Origin of the sequence: Pantoea sp. Sc1 (assembly GCF_000255315.1) — a bacterium.
GTDB lineage: Bacteria > Pseudomonadota > Gammaproteobacteria > Enterobacterales > Enterobacteriaceae > Pantoea > Pantoea anthophila.
On record NZ_AJFP01000001.1, the window covers coordinates 3,518,032 to 3,535,558 of the forward strand.

A 17,527-nucleotide genomic window follows, 5' to 3' on the forward strand; every position below is an offset into this window, starting at 1 on the left:
TCCCTCTCCTCGCGGTTCAGCGGGGAGCGGGAAACTCCCCCGTGCTGTGATGCCTGACATTCCCTTAACCTGGGGTTGAGCGCTATAGTGTTGTTTTGGTTTCTACAGGACAGCACGCATGAAAGGCATCAACATCGCACTTTACTTCGACCCCGATCAGATCCAGGCCTGCGTCCACCAGCAGGACGGCAGCTATCTCAGCAAAAAATTCGAGTATGACGATGGCGTGATTGAAGAGATCTATCAGTGGCTGGATCAGTACGAACCCAACCGCACGCATATCTGTCTGATAGAAAACGAAACCGCCGAACTGCTGGCCGATGAGCTGGTCGACAGCGGCTATCGCGTTCACCAGGTCACCATGCACCAGCTGCTGAGCTGGTTCGCAGCCGAACCCCCTTCGTCCCCTGATGGCACGCCGATGCGCGCCATGCTGCGCTTCCTTGAAGAGGAGCATCCGCGCGAATATGAGTCACGCACGCCGCAGACCGAAGCGCTGATGGAGATGTTCGACGAGCTGGACGCGCTGGAGATGGTCGATGACGGCGACGACGAAGACGCCCTGCCGGGCGATCTGCTGCGCGCCATGAAGAAGCACAAAATCACCGCCAGCGCCGCGGCCCAGCGACTGCTGCCGGAAGTCAACGAACGCATCCGCGAACACCTGATGCAGTATCCCGAACTGATGACGCCTGAAATCCTGCAGGACTTCTTCCCCGAGTTGCTGGAAGCGCTGGAGCGCCCGAAACATTAATCAGGGGGATCTGACATGCTGGAGCTGATCAAAGCGGTAAGCCTGGGGCTGGTCGTGCTGCTGCCGCTGGCGAATCCGCTCACCACCGTGGCGCTGTTTTTAGGGCTGGCGGGTGACATGAACTTCCAGGAGCGCAACCGTCAGGCGCGGCAGGCGTCACTCTACGTGTTCGCCATCATGCTGGTGGCGTGGTACGCGGGCAATGCGGTGCTGAACACCTTTGGCATCTCGATTCCCGGCCTGCGTATCGCCGGTGGACTCATTGTCGCCTTTATCGGTTTCCGGATGCTCTTTCCGGCGAAGCCTGCCAGCCATTCGGTGGAAGCAAAGCAGAAACTGGATGAGCTGGACGAGGCCAAAGAGCCGGTGAACATCGCCTTTGTGCCGCTGGCGATGCCGAGCACGGCCGGGCCGGGAACCATTGCGATGATCATCTCTTCCGCCTCGACGGTGAAAAGCGGCGTCGATTTTCCCGCCTGGGTGCTGAGCGTCGCGCCGGTGCTGACCTTCCTGCTGGTGAGTCTGATTTTGTGGGTCTCGCTGCGCAGCTCCGGAGCGATCATGAAGCTGGTCGGCAAGAGCGGCATTGAGGCGATCTCGCGCCTGATGGGATTTTTACTGGTCTGCATGGGCGTGCAGTTTGTGATTAACGGCGTGCTGGAAGTGGCGCGCACCTTCCACTGATCCGGGCTTCCCCTCTCCAGACCGGCAGAGGGGAAGCCCTTCTTCGTTACTTCAGCGTTTTCCGCACCTCAGCCACCTGATCTTTACTCACGGCTGGCGCGCTGTTGCTCCAGCCCTGACGAATAAAGGTCGCCAGCTGCGCCACTTCATCATCACTCAGCCGTCCGGCAAAGCCAGGCATCGCCAGTTTTGACGGGGCCTTAGCGACAGAGGGTTGCTGCGCGCCCGCCAGGATCGTATGGATCAGACCGGTGGGATCGCTGGCGTTGACGATCGTCGCCTGATCCAGCTCCGGGAAGACGCCCGGTGCGCCTTTGCCGGTCACGAAGTGACAGGCACCGCAGTTATCCAGATAGAGACGCTCACCTTCGCTGAGGTTTTTCGCCGCGGTAAGTTTTGCTTCCGTTGCCTGCTGCGCCTGCACGTTAAACGCCTGCAGGGGCGGATTGCCGCCCAGGAACTTCAGGTAAGCGGCGATGGCGTTGAGATCGGCGTCGGTCATGTGCGAACTGCTGTGCTCAATCACAGAGGTCATCTCGCCGCCCACCGCCGCCTTATCGTTACGCCCGGTCTGCAGGTAATCCACGATCTCCTGCTGGCTCCAGTGCGGCAGGCCACGCAGCGACGGCACCGCCCAGTGGTTCAGGCTGCCACCTGCCAGGAATTGATCGTCACCGCTGTCGAGGGCTTTCTCGTTCATGCCCAGGCCGCGCGGCGTATGGCAGCTGCCGCAGTGACCCAGACTCTCCACGATATAGGCACCGCGGTTAACGTCGGCTGATGCGCCACCGATTGGCCGGAACGGCTTATCGGACGTGAACGCCCAGTTCCAGAAACGCATGCCCCAGCGCTGGCTGAACGGGAAGCTCAGATCCGTTTCCGGTGGCTGTTCTGCGCTTGGCTTTACGCCCTTCATAAAGTAGACGTAGAGCGCGTGGATATCGGCATCGCTGATTCTGGCGTAGTCGGGGTAAGGCATCGCCGGATAGAGACGGGAGCCGTCCGGCAGGATGCCTTTACGCACCGCGTCAGCAAACTGCTGCTCGCTGTAGTTACCGATGCCGTGTTGCTTATCGGGCGTGATATTGGTGGAGAAGATGGTGCCGAGGTTCGAGGTAATCGCCAGTCCGCCCGCATAGTCAGGCTTGCCCGGCAGCGAGTGGCACGCCATGCAGTCACCGAGCCGGGCGAGGTATTCACCCTGCTTAATCAGTTGTGCTTCATCTTCGGCGTGCACCGGCAGCGCAGAGAGGCTGCCCAGCAGCAGCGCGCTGCTGACGATAAAAGAGTTAATTTTCAGCTTATTCATGCGCTTATGCCTGTACCAGTGGGCCGGGATTTTTCAGGTAGTGATCTTTGATCGCCTGTGCGGCCATCAGGGTAATCGCACCGATGGTGTCGGTCGGGTTCGCCTGGAAGTTCTGCGGGAAGGCGTTGCCGCCCGGCACAAAGACGTTATGCACATCCCAGCTCTGCAGGTATTTATTCAGCGCCGAGGTTTTCGGGTTATCGCCCATCACCGCCCCGCCCACGTTGTGGGTCGAGACATATTTGGTGATATCGAAATCCGCGCCCATCGGCAGGAAGCTCATGCTCATGCTGTCGGGGTTCAGCTCTTTAGCAATATTGCCGACGATCCCTTTCAGATGCTGCTGCAGCTTCAGCTCATTCTCTTTCCAGTTGAAGGTCATACGCAGCAGCGGCAGCCCGCGGTGATCGTTGTAGTTCGGATCGAGATCCAGATAGATATCGCGGTAGGACTGACAGGTGGTGGTAATGCTGATCTTCATCGAATGACCGTACCACTCCTCCAGGCCTTCCTTGTAGCCCATGCCCCAGGAGGGCGTGCCTTTTGGCAGCGCGGTGCTGATGGGCGTGCCGGTCGCCTGTGAACTGTGGATCTTCGCGCCGCCCAGGAAGCCCAGTCCGGGACCATCGAAGTTGCCTGGCGAGATATCGTTAAACATCTGCCCGGTCGCGCCTGCAGTGGCGTAGGGGTTAAAGTTTTTATCTTTGAAGAAGAGGGTTGCGCCGCCGTTCGACAGGAAGGCGTAGTTACGGCCGACCACGCCCTCTTCGGTTATCGGGTTGTAAGGCTTGCCGATGCCGGAGAGCAGCATCAGCCGCACGTTGTAGAGCTGGAAGCTGCTCAGCACGACGATTTTCGCCGGCTGGAAGCACTCATTGCCCTGCGCATCGATGTAGATCACCCCTTTGGCGGTTTTCTTATCATCGTTCAGCACCACCTTAATCACTTCCGCGTTCACTTCATAAGAGAAGTTCGGCATGCGCTTCAGCGCGTCCATCACCGCCGTCTGCGGCGACGCTTTGGAGTAGTTCAGGCAGGGATATTTACTGCAGTAGCCGCAGTAGTTGCAGGGGGCGATCTGGTTGCCGTAGGGGTTTTTCCACGCCCGCGACACACAGGCCGACGGGTTCGGGAACGGGTGGTAACCGAGTTTTTGCGCCGCCTCTTTGAACATCACATTGTTCAGCGTGTCTTCCAGCGCGGGCAGCGGATAAGGTTCAGAACGTGGCCCTTCAAACGGATCGCCGCCCGGCAGGATTTTGCCGCGCAGATTGCCGGTGTTGCCCGACTGGCCGCAGATCAGCTCGAATTTGTAGTAGTAAGGCTCGATCTCTTCCCAGCTGAAGGGGAAGTCCATCACCCGCATATCTTCCTGCAGAATGCCGGGCTTGTACGCCTCGTCGACATAGGTTTTGAGTTTGATATCGGTCGGAGTGGGACGGATCAGTACCGCCGTCCAGTGCATGCCTGCGCCGCCGACGCCGGTGCCCGGCGCAAATGCGCCCCATTTACGGGTAGGCAGTGCGGTCTGGCTGCTGTTGTAGCGCACGGTGACCGCCACTTCCGCCGGGGTGGCGAACACTTTGTTGCGCACCGCATAGGCATATTCATCTGCCGGTTTCGGATAGGCGAACTCGTCATAATCGCGATCGCCGCCGCGCTCCAGGGCGCGCACCTCCAGTCCTGCCAGCGCCAGCTCAATACTCATCAGTGAGCCTGCCCAGCCGAGGCCGCAGACCACGACGTCGACTTCTTTTTTAGTAACCTGTGCCATGATAATCCTGTTTACCTGATGTGGAAGCGCCTCAGGCGCGTTCACCTTTGATGCTGACCGGGCCGAGCGGATAAGGCACATTGTGCTGTTTCACCCACTCGGTGAAGCTGGCACGCGCGCCGGGGAAGCCGATGGCGATCCAGGCTTTCATCCCTTTATTGCCGCCATACATCGGGTCGGCCAGATAGCCATGTTTGGTATCGGAAAGCAGCTGGCTGAAGAAATGTGACGGTCTGAGATCGGCTTCGCCCAGCGCGGCAAAGTCGATCTGGTTTTTATTCACCTGCGTCAGCACCGCATCCTTCTCTTCCAGCGTCAGCGCAGCAAACGCTTTCTGATGGGTGTTATGGCACCACTGATTGAGCAGCTTTATGCCGGTCTGGTAGATCTGCTGGGGACGGAACGGGATCTGATAGCCCAGCGTCGCGGGAGCCTGGGTATTGAAAGGCCCCTGCAGGTAGATCTCACTGCCGAAGGCTTCGCTGTGCAGCTGCTGATCGATAAAGATCGGCACATTGGTTTCCAGCGCGCCCGGCGCTTTGCCTTTACCGCCTGCCGGGATCAGACGATCGGTGGCCGCCAGGATGAACTGCCACTCGTCGGTACTGAAAAAGATCGGCCTGTAATCGGCTAACTCGGGGGCCGCCATCTCTGCCGCCTGTGCCGCCGTGATGCCCTTTAACACCAGCTCACTTAATGGCAGCGCCAGCAGTGAACCGAGCAAAAATTTACGCCTGGTGGTGGGTTTTTCTAAAAGCATATCCGCACGACTCTCATCTGCTGAATACCCCTCTTAATCGCTGATGACGCTGAAAGGCGATGCGCAGAGGGGTATTCCCCGCCGGTATTCACGCACACGGCACAGACGACGGCAGAACGGTTAAGGGCGGGTAGAATTATCTATCGGTGACAAAGAAAATATATCGGTTAAAGACCTGACAATCTTAGGGATATAAATGTGTCTGAATGTAAATTTAAAATTTACGTGCTGTCACAGCAGAAAAAGGTTATCAGACGGCACCCATTCAGCGGGCAGAAAAAAGCATAACCGGAAGGGGTAATTCCGTGAAAAAACGATAAAAATCGGTTAATTAGCCATTACCCGGCAGCTATGTGGCGGGATATTTTCATATTGTCATTATCACGCTCATTGATCGATAAAAGAATTACGCTTCCCTGCTCGCTGTCTTTTCAGCACGCCACGCTTTAAACAGGCCGCTTTTTTCAGGTGGTCAGTTACAGATAACGGGCTTTTGCTTCGGTGAGCAGGAGTAATATTTCCGGAGCGAAAAGAGTCTTAAAGAAATAATCACAACCCGCCATTATATTCACCTTCCTGTTCGCCTGAACCTGACGCGGATATTTGTGCAAAGCTCAGAACAAACCGGCATTTTGAGATTATCGGACGCCCGCTAGAGTAGAGCCATTACCGACTCAGGATAACCCTCTATGCGAAAAACGCTTTTGTCCCTGTTAACGGCGCTGACTCTGGTTCACTCCGCACACGCCGCCACTCCCACCGATACCCTGGTGGTGGCCGTTCCGCTGGATGGCATCATCAGTTTTGACCCGGCGGAAAGTTTTGAAGCTATCAGTAACAGCAGCCTGCGCAATATCTATCAGATGCTGCTGGAGCCGGATCATCACAATCCGCAGCAGCTTTCGCCGCTGGCCGCGACCCGCTGGCAGGCGGGCAAAACGCCGCACAGTCTGGTGTTTGATCTTAATCCCCAGGCCCGCTTCGCCAGCGGTAATCCGCTGACCGCTCAGGATGTGGTGTTCTCCTTAACCCGCGCGGTGAAGCTGAATAAAGCACCCTCTTTTATTCTGGGCGAGTTTGGCTGGACGCCAGAGAATATCGACCAGCAGTTCACGGTGATCAGCGACCATCAGCTTGAGCTGCGCTGGCCGGCGGGGATTGGTCGCGACCTGGCGCTGCGCCTGCTGACCGCGCCGGTCGCCTCAATTGTCGACAGCAGGCTGGTCCGGCAGCACGCCAGTAACAACGACTACGGCAACGGCTGGCTGAAGGTGCACTCGGCAGGCAGCGCCGCCTACGCCATCAGGCAGTTTGTGCCGCTGCAGGCGCTGGTTCTGGAGGCCAATCCCTACAGCACCCAAAAACCGCATCTGAAGCGCGTTCTGCTGAAAGGGGTGGCCGATCCGGGCAGCCGCCGGCTGCTGATCCAGCAGGGAGACGTGGATGTCGCCTATCAGCTCGGCCCGGACCAGATCGCCGCGCTGAAAAACACGGCGGGGGTGCGCGTCGAGGCCTTCCCCTCGAGCCTGGTTTACTACCTCGGCTTTAACACCCAAAGTCCGCAGCAACCGGCGCTGGGCAATCCGGCGCTGTGGCAGGCGGCGCGCTGGCTGGTGGACTATGAGAGCCTGGCAAACCAGCTGCTGAAGGGTCAGTACCGTATTCACCAGAGCTTCCTGCCGGACGGGTTTGACGGCACCCTGGATACCACGCCGTTTCACTACGATCTGAAAAAGGCACAGGAAATTCTGCAGAAAGGCGGCATTAAACCGGGCACGCATATCGCTCTGACGGTGGTCAACCAGCCGCCTTACATCGACGTGGCGCAGGCGCTGCAGGCGAGCTTTGCTAAAGCCGATGTGCAGCTCGATCTTCAGCCGGTGGCGGAATCGGAGCTGTGGAGCAAAATGCGCAGCCGTGACTTCCAGGCGATCTTCTCCTACTGGGGCGCGGACTACATCGATCCCAACACTAACGCCAGTGCCTTTGCTTATAACGTGCCCGGCGGCGGCAAAACCCTGGCCTGGCGCGTCGGCTGGACGATCCCTGAACTCAGCGCGCAGACCCGCACCGCCGCCGGAGAGAGTGACGCCGCAAAACGTCGCGGCCTTTACACGGCCCTGCAGACCCGCGTCCAACAGGACTCGCCGTTTGTTCTGCTGCTGCAGGGCGCAACCCAGGTCGCCGTGCGCAGCAACCTGAAGAGCCTGCAGCAGGGTATCGGCGTCAGCCTGCTCAATTTTGAAGAGGTGCAGAAGTAGAAAATCCGGCAGGGATGGCAGCCTGCCTGACATGACGCCAGTAAAAGCGAGGCCGTTGCATGACAGCGCAACGGCCTCGCTTTTGACGAATTGTTCTCCTCTTCCCTGCCCTTCGCTTGCTATCCTTCAGGCATAACCCGTTGCCCGAGAGAGGAAAATCATGACATCTCCGCTACTGATTGCCCGGACGCCTGACGTCGAACTCCATCTGTTACCGCAAATGGCGAACCGCCACGGCTTAATCACCGGCGCAACCGGCACCGGTAAAACCGTCACGCTGCAGAAGCTGGCCGAATCCTTCTCCGCCAGCGGCGTGCCGGTCTTTATGGCCGACGTGAAAGGCGATTTAACCGGCGTGGCGATGGCCGGTCAGTCCGGCGAAAAGCTTCAGGAGAGACTGGCGAAGATCGGCGTCACCGACTGGCAGCCGCAGAGCAATCCGGTGGTGCTGTGGGATATCTTCGGCGAGAAAGGCCATCCGGTGCGGGCAACCGTCTCCGATCTCGGCCCACTGCTGCTGGCGCGCCTGCTGAACCTTAATGAGGTGCAGAGCGGCGTTCTGCAGATTATCTTCCGCATCGCCGATGATCAGGGCCTGCTGCTGCTGGACTTCAAAGATCTGCGCGCCATGACCCAGTACATCGGTGACAACGCGAAGAGCTTCCAGACCCAGTATGGCAATATCAACAGCGCCTCGATCGGCGCGATTCAGCGCGGTCTGCTGACGCTGGAGCAACAGGGTGCAGAGCACTTCTTTGGCGAACCGATGCTGGATATCGCCGACTGGATGCGCGTCGACAGCAGCGGTAAAGGCGTCATCAACATCCTCTCCGCTGAAAAGCTCTACCAGATGCCGAAACTCTATGCCACCAGCCTGCTGTGGCTGCTGTCAGAGCTGTATGAGCGTCTGCCGGAAGCGGGCGATCTGGATAAGCCTAAGCTGGTCTTCTTCTTTGATGAGGCGCACCTGCTGTTTACCGACGCGCCGCCGGTGCTGCTGGAGAAGATCGAACAGGTGATGCGCCTGATCCGCTCCAAAGGGGTCGGCGTCTGGTTTGTTACCCAGAACCCGGTGGATATCCCGGATCGGGTGCTGGGCCAGCTCGGCAACCGCGTACAGCACGCCCTGCGCGCCTTCACCCCCAAAGATCAGAAGGCGGTGAAAACCGCTGCAGAAACCCTGCGCACCAATCCGGCTTTTGACAGCGCAGAGGCCATTCAGGCGCTCGGCACCGGCGAAGCACTCATCTCCTTCCTGGATGCCAAAGGCAGTCCGTCGATCGTCGAGCGCGCCATGGTGATTGCGCCCGGTTCGCGTATGGGTCCGGTGACAGGCGATGAGCGCAACGGTCTGATCAACCATTCGCCGCTGTATGGCAAATATGACACGGACATCGATCGGGAATCGGCTTATGAACGGCTGCAACAGGGCGTGCAGGCCGCCAGTGACAAGGCCAATGCGCCTGAAGCCAAAGGCAACGCGGTGGCGGTCGATGACGGGATTCTGGGGGGATTAAAAGAGATCCTGTTTGGCAGCACCGGTCCGCGCGGCGGCAAGCGGGATGGTGTGGTGCAGACCATGGCGAAGAGCGCCGGGCGTCAGATTACTCACCAGATCATTCGCGGCGTGCTGGGCAGCCTGTTTGGCGGTCGTCGCCGCTAAAGGTGGGTGGCAGCCGGGCTGCCACCTTAACGCTACTGATGTTTCCAGTGGGTGGAGACCGGGTTGGTGACCGTGTTCTTTTCCTGCGTGTAGGTGCCGTTCTGCTGGGCAATCGCTTCGCCGGTATCGACAATCGCGTTCTGGATAAACACGTTCTGCTTATCGCCGCGCACAAAGGTCAGCTGATGGAAGGCGGTCTTGTTACCCCAGTCGCTGGAGGGCAGCGAGATAAAGCGCACCGTGAAGGTCTCATCATCGAAACTGCCCTGCATCACGTAGACGCCGTAATGGTTTTCACCCTGCGAGATGATTTTATAGGTGCCGTTGTCGTAGTAATAAATTTCGGCATCGGGAAAGGGTTTTTTGTCGTACATTTTACGGTAATGCAGGACCTGCTTAATGGTGGGCTTGCCGAAGCTGACGGTCAGATTTTTTCCATCGGCAGAGGTGGTCAGCCCTTCTGCATGCGCGCCGATACCACTCATTAACATCAACAGACTGGCGGTTGCCGTTGCGATTGCTTTCACGTGAATTCTCCTGGTCTGGTTCCATGGATAGGGTGTGTCAACGTAAGGAGACTGCCTCCGGAATGTACACCGCCGTAACTGTTTATCAGAGTGGTAATTTTTAAGGTGATTAGTTTTTAAGAACAGTCTGGTCAGCGCCTCGCCCGTCCGGTTAAGACCGCATAAATCCGTGCCAGACTTAACTGCGCTTTTCGACCGGGAGAGGAGAACGTTGACCTGTTAAGCAGGCAAACTGCTAAGATCAGGATATGGATAAACAACGCGAACTCAAACGGACCAAACGCCTGGCGCTCTCGCTGCTGCTGCTGGCCGCCCTCACCTTTGTCGTCACACTGTTTCTGCCGCCCAGCTTTTACGTCAGCGGCATCAAAGCCATAGCGGAAGCCGCGATGGTCGGCGCACTGGCCGACTGGTTTGCGGTGGTAGCGCTGTTTCGCCGCGTGCCGGTGCCATTTATTGCCCGTCATACGGCCATTATCCCGCGCAACAAAGATCGCATCGGTGAGAATCTGGGGCGCTTTGTGCAGGAGAAGTTTCTGGATACCGATTCGCTGCTGAATCTGATCCGACGCTACGATCCCTCCACCCTGCTGGCGCAGTGGCTCAATGCGCCAGGTAACGCCGACCGCGTGGGCCGCCATCTGCTGCAGGTGATGCGCGGCTTCCTGGATCTGACCGATGACACCCGCATCCAGACCTTTATGCGTCGTGCGGTGCATCGCGCTATCGACAAAGTCGATCTCAGCCAGACCAGCGCCCTGGTGCTGGAGAGCCTGACGAAGAACAATCGTCACCAGGCGCTGCTGGATGCGGCAATCGACCAACTGCTGAAGCTGCTGCACAAACCCACCACCCGGGAATTTATCGCTAATCAGCTGGTGCGCTGGCTGAAGCGCGAGCATCCCATCAAGGCGAAAATGCTGCCGACCGAGTGGCTGGGCGAGCACAGCGCAGAACTGGTGGCGAACGCGGTGGACTCCCTGCTGGATGATGTGGCGCTGGATCAGGGCCATGAGCTGCGGCTGGGCTTTAACCGGGCGGTTGAGAAGCTCATCGTGAAGCTGCAGAGCGACCCGGAAATGGCGGCCCGCGCCGACGAGATCAAAGGCTGGCTGAAAGAGGATGCCTCCTTTAACCGCTATATCGGCGAGCTCTGGAATGATATGCGTAACTGGCTCAAGGCGGATTTCAGCAGCGAAGAGTCGCGCGTGCAGGAGAAAATAGGCGATGCGGCACGCTGGCTGGGCGAAACCCTGGCCGCCGACCCGGCGCTGCGCGACTCGATGAATCAGCACCTGGAGCAGGCTGCCCGCAGCGTCGCGCCGGAGTTTGCCCGCTTCCTGACGCGCCATATCAGCGACACGGTGAAAAGCTGGGATGCGCGGGATATGTCGCAGCAGATAGAGCTGAACATCGGTAAGGATCTGCAGTTTATCCGCATCAACGGGACGCTGGTAGGCGGCACCATCGGGCTGATCCTCTACCTGCTGTCGCAGCTCCCCGCCGTACTGCCGGTGGTGAAAGGCTGGCTGGGCTGACGTAACCAAAAAACCTCGCTTCCCTGCGGGGTTTTTTGTCCTCTGCGTCAGGCAATAAAGGGCGGTTATGGCTGCTCCAGCGCAGGCTGCGCGACCGCCATAAACGCTTTTACCCTCTCCCGATCCACATCGTTCCACCAGACGCCATCGACTTTGAGCGCACTGGCTACGATCACAGCCTGCGTGCGCGCCAGAATCTGGCAGACGTTGGCGGGCGTCACGCCTGACCCCACCAGCAGCGGTAAGGTGGTGGCAGCGCGGATCTCGTCGATTTCCTCCAGCGTGGCGCTGTCGCCGGTGCGTTGTCCGGTGGCGATAACCGCATCCGCTTCGAAGAAGTCGACATCGCGGGTCAGTTCCCGAATGGAGCGATCGGCCACTATCGCGTGGCTGCCGTGTTTAACATGGCTGTCGGCGAATACCCGGATATGTTCGGCCCGCAGCTGGCTACGGTAGCGCAGCGCTTTCGCGGCAGCCCCTTCAATAAAGCCTTCGTTGGCGATATAAGCATTCGCCCACTGATTGACGCGGATAAAATCCGCCCCGCCCGCCAGCGCGGTGGCAAAGGCAGGCAGCGCGGCATTCGCCAGCACGTTAATGCCCAGCGGCACGCCGAAACGCTCCCGCACTTTTTCCGTAATCACCGCCATCAGCGCCGGCGTTTCCGGGCCAATATCCTCAGGTTTTGAAAAAGGAATATCGCCATGATTTTCCACAATCAGGCCGTGAACCCCGCCCAGAATATAATTTTCCGCATCGCGTAATGCGCGATCAATTATCGCGCTGACAGGTTTGCCCCGATATTTTGGTGAGCCCGGGAAGGGGTCACAGTGAATGACGCCAATAACCGCTTTAGGGCGTGAAAATATCGCTTGTATTGCATCAATTTTTCCTGCTGATATAGCAACCATCGCTTCTTTATCCTGTTCGGGAAAACACTATGCGTGTTTATGTGGCTGGAAATATTACTGTCGATGAAACCTGGTCTGTTACCGATATTCCGGCTAAGGGCGCCTCTGTTCACGGTTATCAGCGATCGCAGGATATCGGCGGAAAAGGCGCGAATCAGGCGATAGTGTTATCCCGTTGCGGCATTGAAACCTGTTTAATTGCCGCGACCGGTCACGACAGCAAAGGAAAATGGATCCGTCAGCAGCTCATGAACGAGCCCGTGACGTTACTGCCCACGCAGCCCATGACCGCGTTGAGCGACACCTCGCTTATTCTGCACAGCGCCGATGGCGATAACGCCATTATTACCAGTACATCGGCGGCAGATGCGCTGGATATCACTACGCTTAGCCACCATCTGGCCAGCGCGCGTCCGGGCGATCTGCTGGTTCAGCAGGGCAATTTCTCGCCCGAAAAAACCCATGCGCTGTTCAGCCTGGCCAAATCCTGCGGCCTGATAACCGTATTTAACCCCTCACCCGTGCACGCCGCTTTTGCCTCATGCTGGTCGCTGGTCGATATCGCCGTGGTCAATCAGCACGAAGCGCAGCAGCTGCAGCCCCGCGCAGTGAAAACGTTAGTGACCACACTGGGCAGTGCGGGCGCCTGGCTGACGCAGGGCGACCAGCGAACGTTTTGTCCGGCGCAACCCGTTAATGCCACAGATACCACCGGCGCAGGCGATACCTTTCTTGCCGTGATGCTGGCTTCCGCGATCCGGCGTGGAGGGGAAATCGATGCATTAGCACTGACGCATGCCAGTCAGGCTGCGGCGCTGACTGTCAGCCGTCATGGGACACGTCAGGCCTTCCCCACCGCAGAGGAACTCGCCGCGCTGCTCCAGTCAGGCGGCGAGCCAGCGGTTATTTAAACATTGCGCGATAACTGTCCACGTTGGCTTTGGTCACCACCGTGGCCGGAACCAGAATGGTTTTCGACACGGTTTTGCCTGCGGTAATCGCGTTCAGGGCTTTTACCGCCTCTTCACCCATCTTTTTCGGGTCCTGTTGCAGGACAGCCGTGACATAACCGCCATCAATCCCGCTGATGGCTTTGGACGTCAGATCCCAGCCAAAGACTTTGATCTCTTTCTGGCGGCCCTGGTTTTCCACCGCCGCAATTGCGCCCAGCAGTGCCGGCTCGCCGGTCGCGTAGATGGCGGTTAAATCCGGATTGCCGGTGATCAGGTTTTCTGCCGCCGTCATCGCCGTATCCTGCACGTTCTGGCCATCAACCACATCCGCGACGGTGATGCCCGGATTGCTTTTGATGGTTTCTTCAAACCCCTTCTGACGCTGGTTCTGCACGGCTGAATTCAGCGCGCCCACAATGCCCAGTCGCGCTTTGCCGCCCATATTTTTCGCCACGTAGTCGACAAAATAGTGACCAATAATTTTGCCGCCTTCCAGGTTATCCACGCCCACCTGTGCCGCCTGTGGGCCCGCCGGTAATACCGCATCAATCGCAATAACCGGTATTCTGGCGGCGGCCGCTTCTTTAATCGCTGGCATAATGCCGTTGACGTCAATCGCATCCACCATAATGCCCTTCACACCCTGCTGAATATAGGTTTCAATGGCGTCGTTTTGAGACACTGGATTATCGTTAGCGTTAAAGATCACTAAATTTTTACCGCTGGCTTTCGCTGCTTGCTGGGCGCCATTATTCATCTGATTAAAAAACAGGGCCTGCTGATTGATCTGAACCAGCGCATAAGTGGGGGCGGCTTTTGCCAGTGAAAATAATGAACCCGCAGACAGTAAGCCGGTTGCCAGCGCAACAGCACGCAGTTTTCTGGTGTTAAATGCCATCATCTTAAAATTCCTCGTCGGGAATGAGCGATAACCAGTCGATCTCCGCATTAAAATGCAGAGGGAATAGTGTTGGCGGGCAAATATCGTCTGAATGGCTGCTTCAGCCAGAACCTGAATAATCGACTTTCTGCACACCGTCCATTATGGTGCACGTGTGAAAGGAATTAATCGGGTTTGGGAGTGACTCCCGGGTCGTGCGGTAAACTGCCTTTAACATTCGCTTCTGGCTAAATTTTGTCAAGCGATTATTTTATCGTCAGCGGGCATGGAAAAACTGTCTCCGCTGCGCGCAACTGTGTTACTGATAGCCGATTCCGGGCAAGATGGCAGGTGATATGAGTAAAAAACGGGTGCTGTTATCGGATGTGGCAGCGCTGGCCGGACTCTCTAAAGCGACCGTATCCCGCTATATGAATCAAAGCATTATGCTGCCGCAGGAGACGATTGACCGCATTGAAGCGGCGATTCGTCAGCTGGATTATCGCGGTAACAGCCTGGCGCGTCGCCTGAGCAAGGGCGGCAGCGAAACCCTGGGGCTGGTGCTGCCCGATATTACCAATCCCTTCTTTGCCGAACTGGCAGATGCCGCCGAAGAAGCCGCCTCTGCCCATGGCTACAGCCTGGTACTCTGTATTACCCGCAACCATCCGGACAAAGAGAGTCAGTTTATCCGCTGGCTGGATACCTGCCAGGTGGATGGCCTGCTGTTTACCACCAACCATCCTGATAACGGTCTGTTACGCAAAGAGATTAATCGCCACCAGCGCATCGTGCTGCTGGATGAGGACATCCCTGGCAGCGTCGTGCCCAAAGTGTTTGCCGACAACGTTCAGGGTGGGCGGATGGCTACCGAAAATCTGATTGCTGCGGGTCATCAGGATATCGCCTTTGTCGGCGGCCCGGCGGAACTGATGAGTGTACGCGAACGCTACCAGGGGTTCTGCACCGCAATGGAGCAGGCTGGCCTGCGTGTCCCGCCCGAATGGGTGATGTACGGCGAATACCAGCGTGAGTTCGGTAAACAGGCGCTGGAACAGCTGTTCAGCCGCGCAGAGCGCCCCACCGCCGTCTTTGCCGCCAGCGATTTTCTGGTACTGGGATTGATGGATGGCCTGCGCGCGCGTGGGCTCAGTGCGCCCGACGCGCTGTCCCTGGTGGGCTTTGATGATGCCACCTATGCTGACTTCACCCAGCCCCGTATATCCACCATCCGCCAGCCCGCACGTGAACTGGGCCGCACGGCCGTAGAGATTATGTTGCGTATCCTGAATGATGACCTCCCCGTCCCCGCCGAAACCCGTCTGCAGGTTGAATGGGTGGCGCGCGACTCGATACGGATTCGTTAACCACGACCCAGAATGGCGCAAAAGCGCACAATAGTGGCGCAAAAAGTGAGCGCCTCCATTTTGCCGGTTTCTGTTCAGTAAACCGGTTTACCTAATGTCAAACGGCAAATGTGCTGTATTACAGTGAGTTAGACCCTAAGTGCCACGGCTGGTCACAGACTGGCACGGAAGCTGCACTGTCTCACCCGGCAAACAAATATCGTGTAGCGTGTTGTTCTGTGTGTTGTGACAAAGGGTTTATCCTGTAGGTAAACCGGTTTACAAGGGCGTAAACCGTGCCGGATAGCCCCTTTTTACATGCAGAGTAACGGTCCCGTTAGTGGTGATGGGAGTAATCATATGCAGCAGGCACACACTGCCCTGGCACGGGTAGAGATGGTGAATATTACCAAGACCTATGGCGCAATCCGGTCTCTGCAGGGCGTCAACCTGCAACTGGCTCCGGGTGAAGTGCTGGGTCTGGTGGGCGATAACGGCGCGGGAAAATCCACGCTGACTAAGGTGCTGTCAGGTGCGGTCATCCCGACCAGCGGCACGATTCGTATTGATGGTGAAGAGCAGCATTTCTCTACTCCGGCGGATTCGCGCCGCTGCCATATCGAGATGGTGTATCAGGATCTGTCGCTGTGCGACACTGTCGATGTGGCAGGCAACCTGTTTATGGGACGTGAACCGATGAAGTCCATTTTCGGCATCCCGTTTCTGGACGAAGAAAAAATGCACACTGACGCGCGGGAAATGCTGAAAGGCCTGGGGATTTCTATCCCGGATACCCGGCTGCTGGTACGCAACTTATCCGGCGGGCAGCGCCAGGCGATTGCCATTGCACGCGCTGCCGCCTTCGATCCCAAGGTACTGATTATGGATGAACCCACCGCCGCGCTGGCCGTCGCCGAAGTGGAGGCGGTGCTGGAGCTGATCCGCCGGGTGTCGGCACGGGGCGTGAGCGTCATCCTGATCACCCATCGCTTACAGGATCTCTTCCTGGTGTGCGATCGCATCATGGTGATGTACGAGGGCACCAATATGGCGGAGCGCCGCGTGGCCGAAACGGATCTGACCGAGATCGTCAATCTGATCGTGGGTGAGAAGTTTGTCGCCCGCTCGGCCGCCGCGCACTGAGCGAGGTAACAGGATGACTATTATGAATCTGAGCAGTTCCCGTATGGCACAGCACTCGCTGCCGCGTCGTCTGCTGCACAACCACTCTGGCGTGGTGAGCATCGCGCTGTTTTTCGTGTTCTGCTGCGTGGTCTTTTCCCTGATCACCGGCAACTTCCTCAGCAGTGCTAACTGGCTGAATATCATTCGCCAGAGCGCGCCGCTGCTGATTGTCGCCACGGCGATGACGCTGGTGATCACCACAGGCGGGATCGATCTTTCCGTAGGATCGACGCTGGCGCTGGTCGGCGCCCTCTCCGCTATCGCGCTGAATAACTGGGGCCTGCCCTGGCCGGTGGTGTTGCTGGGCGGCTTGCTGCTGGGCGCCCTGGTGGGGGCCATTAACGGCTTCTTTATCGCTTACGAAGGCATTCCGGCCTTTATCGTCACGCTGGCGACGCTGGCGGTGGTGCGCGGCGTGGCGCTGCTGATTACCCAGGGCTACTCCATTCCCATCCCTGCCGACAGCCCGTTCGCTTTAATGGGCCGCGCCTGGGTACTGGGCGTGCCGATGCCCGCGCTGATTGGCATCGTGGCGCTGATCGTCGGCCATATCGCGCTGAATCATATGCGTTTTGGTCGCTATGTCACGGCGATTGGCGCGAATGCGGAAGGCGCGCGCCGGAGCGGCATTAACACCAAAGCCATAAGCATGAAGGTCTACATCCTCAGCGGTATGGCGGCGGCGCTGGCGGGCATGATCATCACCGCGCGTCTGGGCAGCGGCTCCTCCAACCAGGGCGAAGGCTTCGAGTTGCAGGTGATCGCGGCGGTGGTGCTGGGCAGTACCAGTCTGTTTGGCGGCTTCGGAACCGTTATCGGCACGCTGCTCGGCGCACTGTCGATTGCCATCATCCAGAACGGCCTGATTCTGTCGCATATCTCCCCGTTTTACACGCAGATCGCCACCGGTACGATTATTCTGCTGGCCATCTGGCTCAACACCCGCATTCTCAACCCGACGCGATCGGCGGCGAAAGGATAG

The 17,527-nt window shown here is 58.0% G+C and carries 15 protein-coding genes; 9 read left to right on the top strand and 6 right to left on the bottom strand.

What is annotated here, in order from left to right; translation table 11 throughout:
- Nucleotides 1-118: 118 nt before the first annotated feature.
- Both S7A_RS16355 and S7A_RS16360 read left to right on the top strand, forming a co-directional pair.
- Nucleotides 119-754 carry a hypothetical protein gene (locus S7A_RS16355; protein ID WP_009092332.1) on the top strand — a complete coding sequence of 212 codons (636 nt, stop codon included), beginning with the start codon at nucleotides 119-121 and terminating at the stop codon, nucleotides 752-754.
- Between the two features lie 15 nt (nucleotides 755-769).
- Nucleotides 770-1,438 (top strand): MarC family NAAT transporter, encoded by a 669-nt coding sequence (locus S7A_RS16360; RefSeq protein ID WP_009092333.1) that lies wholly within the window; start codon nucleotides 770-772, stop codon nucleotides 1,436-1,438.
- 46 nt (nucleotides 1,439-1,484) lie between these two features.
- Here S7A_RS16360 and S7A_RS16365 read toward each other — a convergent pair whose 3' ends face one another.
- The 3 genes from S7A_RS16365 to S7A_RS16375 are packed head-to-tail and all read right to left on the bottom strand — an operon-like array spanning nucleotide 1,485 to nucleotide 5,281.
- On the bottom strand, nucleotides 1,485-2,747 hold the full coding sequence (locus S7A_RS16365) for a cytochrome c (RefSeq protein ID WP_009092334.1): 1,263 nt from the start codon (nucleotides 2,745-2,747) through the stop codon (nucleotides 1,485-1,487).
- Between the two features lie 4 nt (nucleotides 2,748-2,751).
- On the bottom strand, nucleotides 2,752-4,521 hold the full coding sequence (locus tag S7A_RS16370; RefSeq protein WP_009092335.1) for a GMC family oxidoreductase: 1,770 nt from the start codon (nucleotides 4,519-4,521) through the stop codon (nucleotides 2,752-2,754).
- 31 nt (nucleotides 4,522-4,552) lie between these two features.
- The gene (locus tag S7A_RS16375; RefSeq protein ID WP_009092338.1) at nucleotides 4,553-5,281 is read right to left on the bottom strand and encodes a gluconate 2-dehydrogenase subunit 3 family protein; all 729 of its coding nucleotides are present in this window, start codon (nucleotides 5,279-5,281) and stop codon (nucleotides 4,553-4,555) included.
- 689 nt (nucleotides 5,282-5,970) lie between these two features.
- Between S7A_RS16375 and S7A_RS16380 the strand changes: the two genes are divergently transcribed.
- Together S7A_RS16380 and S7A_RS16385 are read left to right on the top strand one after the other, a co-directional pair.
- A complete protein-coding gene (locus S7A_RS16380; protein WP_009092339.1) occupies nucleotides 5,971-7,542 on the top strand; it encodes an ABC transporter substrate-binding protein in 1,572 nt (523 codons plus the stop codon).
- 160 nt (nucleotides 7,543-7,702) lie between these two features.
- Entirely contained in the window at nucleotides 7,703-9,205 is a 1,503-nt protein-coding gene (locus tag S7A_RS16385; RefSeq protein WP_009092340.1) for a helicase HerA-like C-terminal domain-containing protein, read from the top strand.
- 32 nt (nucleotides 9,206-9,237) lie between these two features.
- Here S7A_RS16385 and S7A_RS16390 read toward each other — a convergent pair whose 3' ends face one another.
- Nucleotides 9,238-9,732 carry a hypothetical protein gene (locus S7A_RS16390; RefSeq protein WP_009092341.1) on the bottom strand — a complete coding sequence of 165 codons (495 nt, stop codon included), beginning with the start codon at nucleotides 9,730-9,732 and terminating at the stop codon, nucleotides 9,238-9,240.
- Nucleotides 9,733-9,980: 248 nt separating this feature from the next.
- On the opposite strand from S7A_RS16390, the gene S7A_RS16395 reads away from it, so the two are divergent.
- Nucleotides 9,981-11,270, top strand: a complete 1,290-nt coding sequence (locus tag S7A_RS16395) for a DUF445 domain-containing protein (RefSeq protein WP_009092342.1) — start codon at nucleotides 9,981-9,983, stop codon at nucleotides 11,268-11,270.
- Nucleotides 11,271-11,335: 65 nt separating this feature from the next.
- Here S7A_RS16395 and S7A_RS16400 read toward each other — a convergent pair whose 3' ends face one another.
- Nucleotides 11,336-12,181, bottom strand: coding sequence for a BtpA/SgcQ family protein (locus tag S7A_RS16400; protein ID WP_009092343.1), 846 nt, complete (start codon nucleotides 12,179-12,181; stop codon nucleotides 11,336-11,338).
- Between the two features lie 29 nt (nucleotides 12,182-12,210).
- Here S7A_RS16400 and S7A_RS16405 point away from each other — a divergent pair, with 29 nt between their 5' ends.
- Entirely contained in the window at nucleotides 12,211-13,092 is an 882-nt protein-coding gene (locus S7A_RS16405) for a ribokinase (protein WP_009092344.1), read from the top strand.
- Here the strand turns inward: S7A_RS16405 and S7A_RS16410 are convergent.
- On the bottom strand, nucleotides 13,085-14,035 hold the full coding sequence (locus tag S7A_RS16410; RefSeq protein ID WP_009092345.1) for a substrate-binding domain-containing protein: 951 nt from the start codon (nucleotides 14,033-14,035) through the stop codon (nucleotides 13,085-13,087). The two genes, S7A_RS16405 and S7A_RS16410, sit on opposite strands and share 8 nt — an antisense overlap.
- 323 nt (nucleotides 14,036-14,358) lie before the next feature.
- Between S7A_RS16410 and S7A_RS16415 the strand changes: the two genes are divergently transcribed.
- The 3 genes from S7A_RS16415 to S7A_RS16425 all read left to right on the top strand — a co-directional run bounded on the left by S7A_RS16415 (nucleotide 14,359) and on the right by S7A_RS16425 (nucleotide 17,527).
- Nucleotides 14,359-15,381, top strand: a complete 1,023-nt coding sequence (locus S7A_RS16415) for a LacI family DNA-binding transcriptional regulator (RefSeq protein WP_009092347.1) — start codon at nucleotides 14,359-14,361, stop codon at nucleotides 15,379-15,381.
- A 375-nt stretch (nucleotides 15,382-15,756) separates the two neighbouring features.
- Nucleotides 15,757-16,503 carry an ATP-binding cassette domain-containing protein gene (locus S7A_RS16420; RefSeq protein WP_192810383.1) on the top strand — a complete coding sequence of 249 codons (747 nt, stop codon included), beginning with the start codon at nucleotides 15,757-15,759 and terminating at the stop codon, nucleotides 16,501-16,503.
- Between the two features lie 22 nt (nucleotides 16,504-16,525).
- Nucleotides 16,526-17,527, top strand: a complete 1,002-nt coding sequence (locus S7A_RS16425) for an ABC transporter permease (RefSeq protein ID WP_009092349.1) — start codon at nucleotides 16,526-16,528, stop codon at nucleotides 17,525-17,527.

What these genes read in the sequence shown, in the direction of transcription:
- S7A_RS16425 (WP_009092349.1), top strand. Translation starts at nt 16,526, where the DNA reads ATGAATCTGAGCAGTTCCCGTATGGCACAGCACTCGCTGCCGCGTCGT.
- S7A_RS16405 (WP_009092344.1), top strand. Translation starts at nt 12,211, where the DNA reads ATGCGTGTTTATGTGGCTGGAAATATTACTGTCGATGAAACCTGGTCT.
- S7A_RS16395 (WP_009092342.1), top strand. Translation starts at nt 9,981, where the DNA reads ATGGATAAACAACGCGAACTCAAACGGACCAAACGCCTGGCGCTCTCG.
- S7A_RS16355 (WP_009092332.1), top strand. Translation starts at nt 119, where the DNA reads ATGAAAGGCATCAACATCGCACTTTACTTCGACCCCGATCAGATCCAG.
- S7A_RS16365 (WP_009092334.1), bottom strand. Translation starts at nt 2,747, where the DNA reads ATGAATAAGCTGAAAATTAACTCTTTTATCGTCAGCAGCGCGCTGCTG.
- S7A_RS16380 (WP_009092339.1), top strand. Translation starts at nt 5,971, where the DNA reads ATGCGAAAAACGCTTTTGTCCCTGTTAACGGCGCTGACTCTGGTTCAC.
- S7A_RS16415 (WP_009092347.1), top strand. Translation starts at nt 14,359, where the DNA reads ATGGCAGGTGATATGAGTAAAAAACGGGTGCTGTTATCGGATGTGGCA.
- S7A_RS16385 (WP_009092340.1), top strand. Translation starts at nt 7,703, where the DNA reads ATGACATCTCCGCTACTGATTGCCCGGACGCCTGACGTCGAACTCCAT.
- S7A_RS16370 (WP_009092335.1), bottom strand. Translation starts at nt 4,521, where the DNA reads ATGGCACAGGTTACTAAAAAAGAAGTCGACGTCGTGGTCTGCGGCCTC.
- S7A_RS16375 (WP_009092338.1), bottom strand. Translation starts at nt 5,281, where the DNA reads ATGCTTTTAGAAAAACCCACCACCAGGCGTAAATTTTTGCTCGGTTCA.
- S7A_RS16410 (WP_009092345.1), bottom strand. Translation starts at nt 14,035, where the DNA reads ATGATGGCATTTAACACCAGAAAACTGCGTGCTGTTGCGCTGGCAACC.
- S7A_RS16360 (WP_009092333.1), top strand. Translation starts at nt 770, where the DNA reads ATGCTGGAGCTGATCAAAGCGGTAAGCCTGGGGCTGGTCGTGCTGCTG.
- S7A_RS16400 (WP_009092343.1), bottom strand. Translation starts at nt 12,181, where the DNA reads ATGGTTGCTATATCAGCAGGAAAAATTGATGCAATACAAGCGATATTT.
- S7A_RS16420 (WP_192810383.1), top strand. Translation starts at nt 15,757, where the DNA reads ATGGTGAATATTACCAAGACCTATGGCGCAATCCGGTCTCTGCAGGGC.